At 68.2% G+C, this 15,536-nt stretch carries 11 protein-coding genes; 9 read left to right on the forward strand and 2 right to left on the reverse strand.

The genetic code is table 11. The features are described 5' to 3' along the window. The coding region (locus tag YWW_RS0112890) for a glycoside hydrolase family 2 TIM barrel-domain containing protein (protein WP_425402693.1) at positions 1 to 1,805 on the reverse strand (1,805 nt) is incomplete at its 3' end. A 189-nt stretch (positions 1,806 to 1,994) separates the two neighbouring features. Here YWW_RS0112890 and YWW_RS0112895 point away from each other — a divergent pair. The 9 genes from YWW_RS0112895 (at position 1,995) to YWW_RS30105 (ending at position 13,991) form a co-directional block, all read left to right on the forward strand. Continuing rightward, on the forward strand, positions 1,995 to 3,407 hold the full coding sequence (locus YWW_RS0112895; protein WP_026930454.1) for a glycoside hydrolase family 43 protein: 1,413 nt from the start codon (positions 1,995 to 1,997) through the stop codon (positions 3,405 to 3,407). Between the two features lie 41 nt (positions 3,408 to 3,448). Next, positions 3,449 to 4,981: an RICIN domain-containing protein gene (locus tag YWW_RS0112900; protein WP_155830163.1), complete on the forward strand. Its 1,533-nt coding sequence runs from the start codon at positions 3,449 to 3,451 to the stop codon at positions 4,979 to 4,981. 84 nt (positions 4,982 to 5,065) lie between these two features. Next, entirely contained in the window at positions 5,066 to 6,178 is a 1,113-nt protein-coding gene (locus YWW_RS30090; RefSeq protein ID WP_211228548.1) for a LacI family DNA-binding transcriptional regulator, read from the forward strand. Next, positions 6,175 to 7,113 carry a carbohydrate ABC transporter permease gene (locus tag YWW_RS30095; protein ID WP_051325747.1) on the forward strand — a complete coding sequence of 313 codons (939 nt, stop codon included), beginning with the start codon at positions 6,175 to 6,177 and terminating at the stop codon, positions 7,111 to 7,113. Before YWW_RS30090 ends, YWW_RS30095 begins: the two co-directional genes overlap by 4 nt. Then, the gene (locus YWW_RS0112915) at positions 7,113 to 8,003 is read left to right on the forward strand and encodes a carbohydrate ABC transporter permease (protein WP_051325748.1); all 891 of its coding nucleotides are present in this window, start codon (positions 7,113 to 7,115) and stop codon (positions 8,001 to 8,003) included. Before YWW_RS30095 ends, YWW_RS0112915 begins: the two co-directional genes overlap by 1 nt. A 71-nt stretch (positions 8,004 to 8,074) precedes the next feature. Beyond that, complete coding sequence (locus YWW_RS0112920) at positions 8,075 to 9,418, forward strand: ABC transporter substrate-binding protein (protein WP_026930457.1); 1,344 nt, start codon at positions 8,075 to 8,077, stop codon at positions 9,416 to 9,418. Positions 9,419 to 9,677: 259 nt separating this feature from the next. Then, entirely contained in the window at positions 9,678 to 11,111 is a 1,434-nt protein-coding gene (locus YWW_RS30100; protein ID WP_051325796.1) for a family 43 glycosylhydrolase, read from the forward strand. A 73-nt stretch (positions 11,112 to 11,184) separates the two neighbouring features. After that, positions 11,185 to 12,660 carry a ricin-type beta-trefoil lectin domain protein gene (locus YWW_RS0112930; protein WP_026930458.1) on the forward strand — a complete coding sequence of 492 codons (1,476 nt, stop codon included), beginning with the start codon at positions 11,185 to 11,187 and terminating at the stop codon, positions 12,658 to 12,660. A gap of 134 nt (positions 12,661 to 12,794) precedes the next feature. Further along, entirely contained in the window at positions 12,795 to 13,991 is a 1,197-nt protein-coding gene (locus tag YWW_RS30105; RefSeq protein ID WP_051325749.1) for an ROK family transcriptional regulator, read from the forward strand. 67 nt (positions 13,992 to 14,058) lie between these two features. Here YWW_RS30105 and YWW_RS30110 read toward each other — a convergent pair whose 3' ends face one another. Continuing rightward, positions 14,059 to 15,486: a cellulase family glycosylhydrolase gene (locus YWW_RS30110; protein WP_035698738.1), complete on the reverse strand. Its 1,428-nt coding sequence runs from the start codon at positions 15,484 to 15,486 to the stop codon at positions 14,059 to 14,061. Between the last annotated feature and the right edge of the window lie 50 nt (positions 15,487 to 15,536).

A 15,536-nucleotide genomic window follows, 5' to 3' on the forward strand; every position in this document is an offset into this window, starting at 1 on the left:
AAATCACCGCCGTAGGCGAACCATTCACGGCCGCCTGGAGTGCGCCGGCGGATGCCGTGGTCGATCCACTCCCACACGAACCCGCCCTGGCACCTCGGGTGCTGCTCGAACAGCCGCTGGTACTCCGCGAGGCCGCCGGGGCCGTTGCCCATCGCGTGCGCGTACTCGCACAGGATGAACGGCAGGCTCCTACGGTGCGCATCCAGCGCCGGGTCGGTCGTCGCGGGCTCGGCGCCCTGGCCGATCAGGTCGGTCTCGGCGTGGTCGGCGTACATGCGGGAGTAGACGTCGACGTAGCCGGAGTCCCAGTCGCCCTCGTAGTGGATGGGGCGGCCGGGGTCGCGCTCCTTGGCCCAAGCCGACATCGCGGCGAGGTTGGCGCCGGTGTGGGACTCGTTGCCCAGGGACCACATGATGACGCTGGCGTGGTTCTTGTCGCGCTCGACCATGCGGGCCATCCGGTCGAGGTAGGCCTCGCGCCACTCCGGCTCTGCGGACGGGTTGCCCTTCCAGCCGACATGGATGAACCCGTGGGTCTCCAGATCGCATTCGTCGACCACCCACACGCCGAGCTCGTCGCACAGGTCCAGGAAGCGCCGGTCGGGCGGGTAGTGGCTGGTGCGGACGGCGTTGATGTTGTGCCGCTTCATGATCTCGAGGTCGCGGCGCATCGTCTCGACCGACAGCGTGCGCCCTGCGTCGGGGTCCCATTCGTGGCGGTTGACGCCGCGCAGCAGGATCCGGCGGCCGTTGACCTTGAGCAGGCCGTCCTCGATCTTGACGGTGCGGAAGCCGATCCGCAGCCTCGCGCGCTCGCTCGCGGTGGCGACCACGGCGTCGTACAGGCGCGGGGTCTCAGCCGTCCACGGTTCGACCCGGGCGGTGGCGCTCTCGCCGACGGCGATGTCGATGCCCAGTTCGGGGACGCTCACCCGGGCGCCTTCGGCGTCGGACTCGACGCGGAGGGCGCCCAGCCCGGTGGTGTGGTCGTAGTCGGCATGGACGAACACATCATCGATACCGCCCTCGGGACGATGCACGAGAGCGACGGGCCGGAAGATCCCCGACAGCCACCACATGTCCTGGTCCTCCAGATACGAGCCGGCCGACCACTGGTGGACACGCACCGCGACCGTGTTCTCGCCTTCGCGGAGATGGCCGGTGACATCGAACTCGGTCGGGAGCCGTGAACCCTTCCCGTCCCCGAGCCGGACCCCGTTGCACCACACCGCGAAGCAGGAGTCGACCCCCTCGAAGCGCAGCACCGTGCGACCGGCCGACGGCCAATCGGCCGGGAGGGTGAAGACGCGCCGGTACTCCCCGGTCGGATTCGCATCCGGCACCCGCGGCGGGTCGACCGGGAAGGGGAAGACGGTGTTGGTGTAGGCGGGGGCGCCCAGGCGCGGCTCCTCCGGGATGCCGGTCATCTGCCACATCGAGGGCACCGGGAGCGTCTCCCAGCCCGCATCATCCCAACCCGGCTCCTCGAAGCCCTCAGTGAGATCATGCAACCCCGCCGCGAGCCGAAAACGCCACCCGCCGTCAAGGCCGAACACGACCGCATCAGACGGCAGCGCAGCACGAGGAGCAAGCCGCCCGCTACCGGGGCTGGGGTCCTCGATGTAGTGGAAGTCGGGGCGCAAAGTCGGGGTCCCTTCAATGGTGGTCGGACAGGTGATTTCGGCAAAGCGGCACCGACGAGGGCGTCGATCCTGCGCGTTTGCCGGGTCGGGGTGCGTCCGAGTGAGCCGACGAGTCAGAACCCAACGGAAATCCCCGGAAAACCAAGTCGGAAATATTGACATGTCTGACTGCTCAGCTTATGGTCGATATGACTGCGCAGTCAGACGACAGTCTAGCCGACTCGGCCTCGGTTCACCAGAGCCTGAGCCAGCGTAGACGTCCACAGGCCGGTCGCGCCCATCCGCGCTCGAAAGGAGGACGCCGCCCGATCCGGCCCTCAACCTCTCCAATCTGACGAAAGGCCCTGAAAGATGCCATCACGCAGAACCGTTCTGGCGACTGCATTCACCTCGGCGGTGGCTTCGGCGCTGCCGATCCGAGCCGCCTTCGCTCAAGCGCAACCGGGCTACCTCATGGTCCACTTCACCGGCGAGCAGACCGACGGTGAGCAGATCTACCTGTCGCACAGCGGCGACGGCCTGCACTGGACCGACCTCAACGGCGGCGATCTGATCCTGCACTCGACACTCGGCACCAAAGGCGTCCGCGATCCCGCCCTGATCCGCTCCCCGCAAGGCGACCGATACTGGATCCTCGCGACCGACCTCCACATCGGCTCGGGCACCACCTGGTGGGAATCGGAGAACGAAGGCAGCACCGCTTTGGTGGTGTGGGAGTCGACCGACCTGGTCAGCTGGTCGGACCCGTGGCTCCTCGACGTGGCCGGCGGGGTCGGCGACGCCGGCTGCGCCTGGGCGCCGGAGGCCATCTGGGATCCGGCCCGCGGCGACTACATCCTCTACTGGACCATCTTCTCGACGCTCAACGGGATCAAGAAGCACCGCATCTGGTATGCGCGCACCAGCGATTTCACCAGCGTCAGCGCGCCACAGCTCTACATCGACCGGCTCGGTGGGCAGGGCCTGATCGACACCCAGATCATCGAAGGCCCGGTGGACGGCCCATGGCGTTACTACCGCGCCTCGCGGGACAACGAGATCACCATTGAAGGCTCGGACAGCCTCCTCGGCGCGTGGACCCGGCTGGGCGACCTCTCGCACCTGGGCCTCCACGGCGGCAACGTCGAAGGGCCCATATGGACCAAGTTCAACGATCGGGACGAATGGGCCCTGTGGGTGGACCAGTTCTTCACCGACGGCGGCTACATGCCGGTCACCACCGACGACCTGTCCGACCCCGGAAGCTACGGCACCGTCGCGGAGTGGGACCTGGGCGGCACCCACAAACGCCACGGCTCGATCCTGAACCTGACCGCGGCCGAGGAGGCCCGGGTCCTCGATCGGTGGCAGCACACGTCTTCGATGCGCCTCCAGTCGTTCAACTTCCCGGACCGCCGCGTTCGACACTACGACTTCGATCTGCTGCTGGAGCCGAACATCACCCCCGAACAGGACGGTCGGTTCCGGATGGTCCCGGGCCTGGCCGACCCCGACGGGATCTCGTTCGAGTCGGTCAACTACCCCGGCCACTACCCGCGCCACTGGGACTTCGACTTCGCACTCGAGGCTGACGACGGCTCCGCCCAGTTCGCGGCCGACGCGACCTTCTACCGCGTGGACGGCCTGGCCGACGGCTCATGGAGTTCGTTCCGGTCGTACAACTTCCCCGACCGCTACCTCCGCCACTACGACTACCGGCTGCGACTCGATCCGGTCGCCACCGCGTCTGACCGCGCCGACGCGACCTTCCGAATCATCACCTGAGTCATGCGGCCCGAGCCGCAGGAAAAGGACAAGGAGCGCTCATGCACAAGCTGAAGCAACGATGGCGAGTAGGGCTTCTCGCCGCACTCCTCACCTTGGCATTCACGCTGGTGGGACAGCCCGCCCAAGCGATGGAAGGCCAGCCGCGCGTCCTGTTCGAACCGCAGGGCGACTGCTCGCGCGACTACTGCGTGACCTACGCCAGGTCGGCCGAGCTGCCGAGCGGCACACTCGTGGCGACCTTCGAGGACAACAACCAGCCCGCCGAGGGCCAGGTCTTCCCGATCTACTCCAGCTGGGACGACGGGCAGACCTGGACGAGGACCTCCGAGGTCCCGGACACCTCGCCGCGCGGCTGGGCGCTGTGGGCGAGTCCCCAGCTCTACGTCCTTCCCGAACCGATCGGCGACATGCCCGCCGGCACGCTCCTGCTCGCCGGCATCGCCTCGCCCGCCGACCATTCCGAGACGGCGCTCGAGCTGTACCGGAGCGACGACGAGGGACAGTCGTGGTCGTGGGTCAGCGAGATCACCGTCGGCGGCGGCGAATGGGGCTCGGCCGACCCGACGCCGATCTGGGAGCCGTTCCTGCTGGCGACCGACGGCAAGCTCATCGTCTACTACTCCGACGAGCGCGACAAGGCGAACCACGACCAGAAGCTCGTCCACCAGACCTCGACCGACGGCGTGAGCTGGGGGCCGATCGTCGAAGACGTCGCTCTGGCCGATCGGAACCTGCGCCCCGGCATGCCCACGGTGGCGCAGATGTCCGACGGGCGCTACATCATGACCTACGAGGTGGTCGGCCGGCCCGACATACCGAACAACTACCAGATCTCCGATGACCCGGAGCAGTGGAACCCACTCGACGAGGGCACCACGATCGACCACGGCGGCAGCCCCGTCGTGCTCGCCCTGCCGGACGGCAGACTGGCGTACAACTCGGGAGGCTCCCCGGACATCCGGATCAACTCGACCAACGGCGCCGGGGCGTGGACGCCGGTACAGACGAACATGCCGGCCGGCTACAGCCGCTGGATGCAGCCGGTGTCCGACACCGGGCGGGTGCTCATCCTGTCGGTGGAGTGCTTCTGCTCGGGCCATCGCAACACCATCTACTACGGCGATGTGGACCTCGGCAATTCGGCAGGCCCCTACTACGAGATCGTCAACCGCAACAGCGGACAGGTCCTCGACGTGTTCGACGCGAGCATCCAGGACGGCGCCTCAGTCGTGCAGTGGCCGGGCAACGGCGGGGCCAACCAACGCTGGCACGTCAGCGACACCGGCGACGGGTACGTGAACCTCTTGGCAGGTCACAGCGGCCGCGCACTGGCGATCGGCGGCTCGGACACCGCCGACGGCACCGATGCGCTGACCTGGGTGGAGAACGGCTTCGACGACCAGGACTGGCGACTCGAGCCGGTCGACGGCGCCTACGTCGAGATCGTGAACCGCAATAGCGGCAAGTGCCTCGAAGTCGAAGGCTTCTCGACGGACGACGGCGCACCGGTGCAGCAATGGGACTGTCACGGCGGCCAGAACCAGCAATGGGAGCTCGTTCAGGTCGGATAGGCCGATTCCGGGACCTTGACAATCCTGTCAGGGGCTCGTAGGTTGAACCTGACTGCGCAGTCAGAAATTCGACGGGAGCTAGATGTGAACGAACCTTCCCCACCCAGCGAGTCCGCCGGTCGCCGCAAGGCCCCGGACATGTACGACGTCGCCCGCCTGGCGGGGGTCTCCCAGAAGACCGTGTCGCGGGTGGTCAACAACGAGCGGTACGTCAGTGACGCCTCCCGAGAGAAGGTGATGCGGGCCGCGCGCGAGCTCGGGTTCCGCCCCAACACGGCGGCGCGGGCTCTGACCACGGGCCGCTTCCACCGGATCGGCGTCGTCTCGCTGAGCACCGCCGGCTGGGGTCCGGCTTCGCTGCTGGTCGCGCTCGAACGCGGTGTGCGCGAAGCGGGGTTCTCGTTCTCGGTCGCCCACACCACGGAGGGCCGACCGCAGTCGATGCAGGAAGGCATCGACCGGCTGCTGGAGCAGGGGGTCGACGGCATCATCCTGTCCGAACCGATCGACGAGCCGCAAGGGCGCCGCTTCGAGGCCGACGTCCCCATCGTCAGCCTCGGATACACCGACGGCCTCCCGCCCAAATCGGTCGTCCCGACCGACGCGCACGTCGTCGCCGACGGGCGGGAGGCCACCGACCACCTGCTCGACCTCGGCCACGCCAAGGTCTGGCACATAGCCGGACCGCAGAACTGGTGGGCCGCGCGCGAGCGACTCGAGGGCTGGCGCCAGGCGCATCTCGACCGGGGCATCGAACCGCCGCCCCACATCGAGGGCGACTGGTCGCCGGCCTCCGGGTACGAGATCGGCAAGCAGCTCGCCGCCGACCCCGAGGTGACGGCCGTCTTCTGCACCAACGACGACACGGCCACCGGCCTGATCCTGGCGCTGACAGAGGCGGGACTGCGCGTCCCCGAGGACGTCAGCGTCGTCGGATTCGACGACATCCCGGCCGCCGCCTACCTGCGACCGCCATTGACGACCGTCCGCCAGACCTTCGAGGCCGACGCGAACCAGGCCATCGCGGCCCTGCTGAGCCGCATCGCCGGAGCGCCCGACTTCGACCTTGAAGGATCAGACGGAGACGGCTCCGACCGTCCCCTGATCATCCGCGCCTCGACCGCGCCTCCATGGCGTCACCGGGGCGCGCCCCTCCCAGAGCGCCGTGGCGCTCCGATCGAAAGGACTGATTCGTGACCACCGTCCTCACCGAGCCGGCGGTCGGCGTCGACCGCGCCCGGGCCGCCCGCGGGCGCAGACCCAGACCCCCGCGCGATTGGCGTGGTTGGCAGTTCGCTGGACCGTTCGCGGTGGTGTTCGTGCTGGTGTTCATCGCGCCGCTCGCCTACGCGCTGTGGTTGAGCCTGTTCCAGACACGCATGATCGGCGGGACCGTGTTCGTCGGTTTCGACAACTACGCGACCGCGCTGGGCGATGCCCAGTTCTGGGACGGCTTCAGCCGGGTGTTCGTGTTCCTGCTGGTACAGGTGCCGATCATGCTGCTGCTGGCGCTGGTGGCGGCTCTGGCGATCGATTCGGCGCGGCTGTACGCGAGCGGGTTGTTCCGGCTGGTGATCTTCCTGCCCTATGCGGTCCCGGCCGTGGTGGCGGTCCTGATGTGGGGGTTCATCTACGGCGACAACTTCGGGCTCGCCGCCGACCTCAACGACCTGTTCGGGACCGATGTCATCCGGCCGTTCGCGCCCGAGTGGATCCTCGGCTCTATCGGGAACATCGTGACCTGGGAGTTCGTGGGCTACAACATGCTGATCTTCTACTCGGCGTTGAAGACCGTCCCGTATGAGCTGTACGAGGCCGCCGAGATCGACGGCGCGAGCGGCTTCCAGGTCCTCAAGGCCGTCAAACTCCCGGCCGTGCGCGGCGCGGTCGTGATCGCCACGATCTTCTCCATCATCGGCAGCTTTCAGCTGTTCAACGAGCCCAACGTGATCGCCCCGCTCGCGGCCAACGTCATCACCAGTGATTACACGCCCAACATGTACGCCTACAACCTCAGCTTCGCGGGCCAGCAGTACAACTACGCGGCCACCATCGCCATCATCATGGGCCTGATCACCGCCGTGATCGCCTACGCCGTCCAGCTCCGCGGCACCCGCAGAGAGGACCGCTGATGCGCACCATCAATCCGAAGGTCCACCGCCGGCCGCACTCGATCACTCACCCGCGCAAGTCGATCGCGCTCACGTTGATCATGATCCTGTTCCTGGCCTACGCGCTGGTGCCGCTCCTGTGGCTCGTGATCAACGCCAACAAGACCCAGACCGAGCTGTTCACCGTCTCCGGGCTCGCCCCCGGCGGCTCCTTCGCCCTGTTCGACAACATCGTCGCGACCTTCACCTACCGCGACGGCATCTTCGGGCGCTGGCTGGGCAACACGCTGCTGTACGTCGTCGCCGGCGCGGGCGGGGCGACGTTCCTGGCCACCCTGGCCGGGTACGGCCTGGCGAAATACGCCATGCCCGGACGCCGGGCCTACTTCGCCGTCGTCCTCGGCGCGATCGCCGTGCCCGGCACCGCGCTGGCCGTCCCGACCTTCCTGCTGTTCAGCCGCCTGGGCCTGACCGACACCCCGTGGGCGATCATCATCCCCTCCCTGATCAGCCCGTTCGGGCTGTACCTGATCTGGGTGTACACACTCGAATCGGTGCCGAAGGAGCTGCTGGAGGCCGCCCGCATCGACGGCGCCAGCGAGATGCGCATCTTCTTCACCATCGCGATCCGGCTGCTGGCGCCAGGGATCGTCACCGTCGCCCTGTTCGCGATCGTGGCGACCTGGAACAACTACTTCCTGCCGCTGATCATGCTCAGAGACCCCGACTGGTACCCGCTCACCGTGGGCCTGAACCAGTGGAGCGCCCAAGCCTCCGGGGTCGGCGCCGAACCGATCTACCACCTCGTCCTGGCCGGATCGGTGATCACGATCGTGCCGATCATCGCGGTCTTCATCCTCCTCCAGCGCTTCTGGCAGTCCGGCCTGAGCACCGGCAGCGTCAAGGGATGAGCCGTGACCGAACCCCTCGCAAGGCCGGGGGCGCCCAAGCGCCCCGGCAACTTGAAGTGAAAGGAACCACCATGTCGACCTCTCAACCGCAGCGCCTGGCGCGCCGCACCCTCTTCCTCGCCTCGGGCACCGGGCTGCTCGGCGCGGCCCTGACCGCCTGCGGCGACGACGCAGGCCCCGCCGAGAACGGCGAGCCCGCCGATCTCGACGCCGCGCTCGAAGAGGGGGGCGAGCTCACCTACTGGACCTGGACGCCCTCCGGCCAGGCCCAAGTCGATGCGTTCATGGCCGCCCACCCGAACGTCACCGTCGAACTGGTCAACGCCGGCACCGGCACCGACCAGTACACGGCCCTGCAGAACGCCGTCGCCGCCGGCTCCGGGGCGCCCGATGTCGCCCAGATCGAGTACTACGCGCTCCAGCAGTTCGCGCTCTCCGAGGCCCTGGTCGACCTCACCCAGTACGGCTTCGCCGACTTCGAGGCCGACTACACCGCCTCCACCTGGTCGGCGGTCAACCTGAACGGCGGCGTCTACGGTCTTCCGCAGGACTCCGGCCCGCTGGTCATGGCCTACAACCAGGCCGTGTTCGACGAGTTCGGCATCGCCGTGCCCGCCACCTGGGAGGAGTACATCACCGCCGCCGAGGCCCTGCACACCGCCGATGCGGACCGCTACCTCACCAACGACGCCGGCGACGCCGGATACGCCCAGCCCCTCATCTGGCAGGCCGACGGCCGCCCCTACGAAGTCGACGGCGAGAACGTCACCATCGACCTCCAGGACGAAGGCACCCGGCGCTGGGCCGACGCCTGGAACCGCATGCTCGAACCCGGACTGCTCGCACCGATCCCCACCTGGAGCGACGACTGGTGGCAGGCCCTGTCCAACGGGACCATCGCCAGCCTCATCACCGGCGCGTGGATCCCCGGCATCCTCCAAGGCTCCGTCCCCGACGGCGCCGGCCACTGGCGCATCGCGCCCGTCCCGTCCTACGACGGCAGCCCCGCCACCTCCGAGAACGGCGGCTCGGCGCAATCGGTCCTGCAGCAGTCCAAGAATCCGGCGCTCGCCGCCGCGTTCCTGCGCTGGCTCAACCACTCCGAAGACAGCGTCGGCGTCTTCCTCGACAGCGGCGGCTTCCCGGCCACCACCGCCGACCTCGAATCGGAGGAGTTCCTGGGCGCCGCCCCCGAGTACTTCGGCGGGCAGCAGATCAACCAGGTCCTGGTCGAGGCGGCCGGGAACGTCGAGCCCGGGTTCCAGTACCTGCCCTTCCAGGTCTACGCCAACAGCATCTTCCCCGACACCGTCGGCACCGCCTACGTCGACCGATCCGACCTCAACACCGGCCTCCAGGCATGGCAGGAGCAACTCGTCACCTACGGCAACTCACAAGGCTTCAAAGTCAACTGACGGGACAGGTCCGTTGAGAGGGTTTCCAGCCGGGTCGGTGATCGCCATGCCGTTCATGTCATCGCACCCCCGGAACAACTGTCGGGCCGCCGAACAGTAGACCCCGGTAGCGGCCGGGCGCACCCCGAAAAAAGCGCCCGGCCGTCTCCACAAGGGGACATCGGGCCGCAAAGGACCCAAGACATTCATATATCGGAATATACAAGTTCAACGAGTTCATCTCCATCACGTGCACTACCGCACGGGAAAGGTCGACACCATGAGACTCCCCCCTCGCTCCGACGTCCCACGCGCACCGCGACGGCGGCGCACCCTCGCAGGCGGCATCGCCCTGCTGATGACCGTGGCCCTCGCGCTGACCGGACTGCTCGTGACCACTCCGGCCTCGGCGCTGGAAGGCGAGATCCTCCTGCACGACCCGAGCGTCATCAAGGCCGACGGCTGCTACTACGCCTACACCACCGGCTTCGAGAACGACCCGAACAACCGCAGCGGGTCGGTCATGGTCTTCCGCACCTGCCAGGCCACGCCCGCCGGCGGATGGGAGAAGATCGGCAACGTCTGGGAACAGACCCCGCAGTGGATCACCGACGCCCACGGCGGGACCACCCCGCCCAACATCTGGGCGCCCGACATCAACTACTTCGACGGCGAATACCACCTCTACTACGGCACCGCGATCTGGGGCATCCCCCACGCGGCCATGGGACTCGCGACCGCCCCCACACCGAACGGGCCCTGGACCGACCAGGGCATGATCACCGACCTGAACTACCCGATCGACCCCGACGTCGTGCGCGGCGAGGACGACCGCCTCTACGTCGCCTGGGGCTCCTGGAACGGCATCTACATGCACGCGCTGGACGAGTCCACCGGGAAGTTCTCGACCACCGACGACGACCTCCATCGCCTGGCCGTCAACGTCGAGGGCACCTCGATCGTCCAGGACGGCGGGTACTTCTACCTGCTGGCCCCCACCGGAAGCTGCTGCATCGGGACGGACAGCACCTACCACACCGTCGTCGGCCGAGCGACCTCCGTGACCGGCCCCTACTACGACCAGAGCGGACGGAACCTCGTCGACGGCGGCAGCTCGACCGTCCTCATGCGCGGCCCCTGGCCTCACGTGGCGGCCGGCGGCGGCGACGTCTACACCGACGGCGATGAACGCTACTTCGCCTACCACTACTACGACGCCGACAACTACGGCCGCGGGACGCTCGACATTCGGCAGCTGACCTTCGCGGACGGCTGGCCGATCTTCGACGCGCCCCTGGGCAGGACCGACGCGGTCCTGCAAGCGCGGCACTCGAACCTGTGCGCCGACGTCTGGGCCCATAGCACCGCGAACGCGGCCGCGGTCAATCAGGGCGACTGCAACGGCGGCGACAACCAACTCTGGCAGGTCACCCGCGACGGCGAGGTCTACCAGTTCCAGGCCACCCATTCCGGCCAATGCCTGGAGATCTACGGCGCCTCGACCGCCCAAGGGGCGACGGCGAACCAGTGGCCGTGCAACGGCGGCGACAACCAGAAGTGGGAACGGATCCCGGTCATCGGCGCCTACTCCATGCTCCGCAACGTCGCCACCGGGCAGTGCCTCGAGGTCTCCGCCTTCAGCACCGCGGTCGGAGCGGCCCTGAGCCAGTGGCCGTGCAACGGCGGCGACAACCAACTCTGGCTCATGGGATGACCACGCCCGGAGCCATGACCGTCCTGCTGTCCCTCTCCATCACGTGCACTGCCGCACGAGAAAGGTCGACATCATGAGATTCCTCCATCGCCACGACGCACCGCGACGGCGCCGTCGGCGCACCCTCATCAGCGTTCTCGCCGCGCTGGCGCTGGTGCCGGTCACCGTGCTGGCCGGCGCCGGGACCGCGAACGCCGACACCAGCCAGTTCCGCGGCTTCAACTGGGCCGTCCTCGGCGACAACTTCCAGACCGGACCGCTCGTGCTCGACGGCCTGGACGCGTCGGACGACTACGAGACCGTGCGGGCCAAGGCCGACACGGTCTACGACGCCTTCGAGTCCCAGTTCGGCGCCAACACCGTCCGCCTCCCGATCAACACCCACACCGTCGGCTCGGCGTGGTGGAACGCCTACCGGGCCACCATCGACGCCGCCACCGACCGCGGCTTCAAGGTCATCCTCGCCTACTGGGAGGACGGTGTCGCCTCCGGCGGGCGCATCACGGACATGGCCGCGTTCAATTCGATGTGGTCCACCGTGACCAGCACATACGGCCCCAACGAACTCATCTACTTCGAGCCGATGAACGAGCCCCACGGCTACAGCTCCCAAGAGTGGCGCGACCTCGCGGCCGACTGGCTCGACTACCACTACTCGGCGCCGCCCGGCCGCGTCCTCATCGGCGGGGTCGGCTTCAGCCAGGACCTGCGCCCGATCTGCGACGACCCCCGGTTCGACGGCACGCTGCTCTCGCTCCACCACTACTCGTTCGACTATGGCGAGAGGACATTCGAAGGCTGGATCGACCACATCGAGTCCCGCCTGGGCGACTGCGCGTCACGAGCGATCCCCACCGAGTTCGGCGCGCCCATGGACAGCGGCCTCGATTACGGTGATCCGAACAGCACGAACAACTACGTCCGCTACATCAGGGCGATGACCGAGGTCATGCGCACCAACGACATGGGCGGTGTCTACTGGCCCGCCATCGGCGGCAAGACCAACGACACCTACTACGACTTCTACTCGATGTTCGAGCTGACCGGCAGCGGCACCGATCTGCGCCTGACGGTCCGCAACCCGTCCGCGGCCGACCGGCTGCGCTACGGCTGGGGCGACGACATCGACGGCGGCCGGTTCACCGCCATCGTGAACCGCAACTCCGGAAAGTGCCTCGATGTCGCGGGCGCCTCGACCGAGGACGGGGCCGAGATCATCCAGTACGACTGCCACGGCGGGTCCAACCAGCAATGGCGCCTGCGGGACCTCGGCGGCGGCTACCACCAGGTCGTCTCGCAGACGTCGGGCAAATGCCTCGACGTCGACTTGGCCTCGACCGCCGACGGCGCAGCGGCCATCCTGTGGCCGTGCACCGGCGGCCGGAACCAGCAATGGGAGCTGCGGGAGGTCGGCGGCTTCGTCGAACTGGTCGCCCGCCACTCCGGCAGGTGCCTCGAAGTGCTCGACCAGTCCACCGCCGACGCCGCGCCGGTGCAGCAGTACTCGTGCTGGGGCGGCGCCAACCAGCAATGGACCATCGCGACATGACGCCGAGCTCGGCTGATCGGGCGGGGGCGTCGGTGGCACCGACGCCCCCGTTTCGGCTGCGGAGTGACTTCAGCGGGTCAAGTAAGGTGTTCCGTGCAAGCGTTCGCGCCAGGCGGGTTCCCGAGGAGGATGGGTTGAGGGCGTTCGGGTCGGAGGTTCGCAAACCCACCCTCGTCGCGGTGCTCGACCTGATCCGCGAGCGGGGCACGGTCAGCCGCGTCGAGCTGGCCGAGGCGACCGGGCTCACGCAGACGTCCATGACGAACGCCATCCGCAAGCTGAGCGAGTTCGGGTTCGTGCGGGATGCGGGGAAGGAGCGGATCAGCCGGGGCACGCCGCGGCGGCTGCTCGAACTCCAGCCTGAGGCGTGCTACATGGTCGGCGTGCAGTTCGACCGATTCACATCGGTGGGGGTGCTGGTCGACCTGGGCGGACGCATCGTGATCCGGCGCGAGCTGCCGGTGGCGGGCGAGCGGGACCCGGACGAGGTGCTGCCGGAGCTCACCGAGGCCGTGTCGGCCATGATCGACGCCTCGGGAGTCCCGCGCTCCAAGGTCCGCGGTATCGGCCTGGCGACCTACGGGCCGCAGGACCGCGGTGCGGGTGTGCTGCTGACACCGCAGCCCACTCCGGCCTGGCGGGGGTATCCGCTGGCGGCGACGCTCACGGAGGCGACGGGTCTGCCCGTGGTGATCGAGAACGACGCGACCGCCGCCGGGATCGGGGTCGAGGCGCTGGGCGAGGCGTCGTCGAGCTTCGCGGTCGTGTTCATGGCCGGCGGCATCGGCGGTGGCGTCATCATCGACGGCAATCCCTATCGCGGTGCGAGCTCCAATGGCGTCGAGCTGGGCCACATCACCGTGGATCCGAACGGTCCGGTCTGCGATTGCGGCAACAACGGCTGCCTGGACAACCTCTCCGGCCCGCGGGCGATCTCGACTCGGGCGCTCGAGCACCCGTCATTGGGCTCGCGGCTCGCCCTCGGTGAGGACGAGCTCCAGAACTTCCTGGCGATCGGACGCGCGGGCGTGGCCGGTGACGCCGATGCCGCCGCCCTGCTGGAGACCTCGATCCGGTTCCTCGCCATCGGTGCGGTGACGCTGGTGAACATGTTCGACGTCGGCGAGGTGATCCTCGCGGGGAGTGCCTTCGCCGACTTCGGCTGCCGCTACCGGGACGCCGTCCAGGACCGGCTCGACCGGTCGGTGTTCATGCGTCACGTGCACGACGTGAAGGTGGGGATCGCCGAGCACGTGGACGACGCTGCGGCCTTCGGCGCGGCGATGGTGCTGCTCCGAGGCCTCCTGGAGACGCCGAGCCCGGCGATCTGACGAACGACTGCGGGCGGCCGCCGCAAGGCGGCCGCCCTGTCGTCCTCTCGTTGACGCTTCCTAATTGTCAGGGCCGGTTGGCGAGGGCCTCCTTGATCCCTTCGCCGTAGCCGGTGGGTGTGCCGTCCCAGTCGCTGATCAGGCCTGGCATGTCGCAGTTGGGGTACCAGCTCCAGGCCGTCCAGCCGATGCCGCGGGCATCGGCCCAGGCGATCAGGCCGTCACTCCAGTCGTGGTCGCAGCCGCCGTCACCGAACTCGCTGAAGACGGTGGGCACCTCGGCGGCGATCGGCGCGATGTCGCGATCCCAGCAGTCCTGGGTGTTGCATCCGGTCCCCTCGTAGACGTGGACACCGGCGATGAGGTTGCCTTCGGGGTCGGTCGGCATGAAGTCGAGGTAGCCGCCGCAGCCGTTGCCCCAGCCGTTGCAGGTGACCATCACCGGCTGGGTGGCGCCGGTGGAGCGGACGGCGTCGACCAGGTCCTGCATGCCGGCGGCCTCCCAGCCCTCGGAGGTGGTGCAGCCGTCCCTCCAGCACTCGTCGGAGATGTCGTGCGGCTCGTTGTACAGGTCGTAGACGACCGCCGGGTTGTCCTTGAACCGCTCGGCGACCGAGGCCCAGAAGTCGGGGGTGTTGTCGGCGTCGGCCATCAGCCGCTGACCGTCGGCCAGTTCGGTGCCGGGTGAGCTCCAATGCAGATCGAGCACGGCGTACATGCCCGCCTCGGTGATCCGATCCACCCAGTCCTCGATGAAGGCCCGGTAGTGCTCGCCGGTCCACTCCGGCGTCGTCTCGCCGTAGCCGAGCCAGCACTGCTGGTTCATCGGGACGCGGATCGTGTTGGGCTCCCAGGAGGCCATGAGGTCGATCGCCGCGTCGTCGGAGGGCCCGTCGATGAAGCCCCAACCGTGGATGCACGGCCATTCGGTGCCGGTGCGGTTGAAACCGTTGAGCACCACCGTCTCGCCTTCGGCGTTGACCAGCCGGTTGCCCTCGGCGTGGAGGGCGCTGGGCTTGCCCTCGGGAGGTTCGGGTGTCTCGGTCTCAGTGGGGGTCTCCGACGGCTCGCCGTCCTGCTCGCCGCAGACGACGCCGTTGACGGTGAACTCCTCGGGGGCCTCGGTGCTGCCCGCGCCGACGAATCCGAACACCTGCCGGGTCTGGCCGGCGGCGATGGAACCGTTCCAGCCGACGTCGGTGCCGGAGAAGGCGCCGCCGGTCTGGTTCCAGTCGACGTTCCAGGCGCTGGAGACGGTGGTGTCGCCCGGGAACTCCCAGCCCAGGTCCCAGCCGTCGATCGCCTCACCGGCGGTGATGCTCACATTGGCCTGGAACCCCGAACCCCAGTCGCCGGTCACCTGGTAGTCGACCTCGCAGCCTTCATTCGCTGCGGCCTGCTGGGCGACGGCGAGGCCGAGTCCCGTCGTCATGATGGCCGCAGCGGCGACCGCGGTCAGTGCCAAGCCCTTTCGCTTGGCTCGGTTGATGTGCATGGCGTTGTCCTTCGGATCGATGTGAGGAATGCTCCACAAGAGCAGTAATA

It is taken from the genome of Glycomyces tenuis DSM 44171, from assembly GCF_000427885.1.
Taxonomy (GTDB): domain Bacteria; phylum Actinomycetota; class Actinomycetes; order Mycobacteriales; family Micromonosporaceae; genus Glycomyces; species Glycomyces tenuis.

Coding starts and splice junctions, on each gene's coding strand:
- YWW_RS0112895 (WP_026930454.1), top strand. CDS start 1,995: ATGCCATCACGCAGAACCGTTCTGGCGACTGCATTCACCTCGGCGGTG.
- YWW_RS0112900 (WP_155830163.1), top strand. CDS start 3,449: ATGCACAAGCTGAAGCAACGATGGCGAGTAGGGCTTCTCGCCGCACTC.
- YWW_RS0112915 (WP_051325748.1), top strand. CDS start 7,113: ATGCGCACCATCAATCCGAAGGTCCACCGCCGGCCGCACTCGATCACT.
- YWW_RS0112920 (WP_026930457.1), top strand. CDS start 8,075: ATGTCGACCTCTCAACCGCAGCGCCTGGCGCGCCGCACCCTCTTCCTC.
- YWW_RS30100 (WP_051325796.1), top strand. CDS start 9,678: ATGAGACTCCCCCCTCGCTCCGACGTCCCACGCGCACCGCGACGGCGG.
- YWW_RS0112930 (WP_026930458.1), top strand. CDS start 11,185: ATGAGATTCCTCCATCGCCACGACGCACCGCGACGGCGCCGTCGGCGC.
- YWW_RS30110 (WP_035698738.1), bottom strand. CDS start 15,486: ATGCACATCAACCGAGCCAAGCGAAAGGGCTTGGCACTGACCGCGGTC.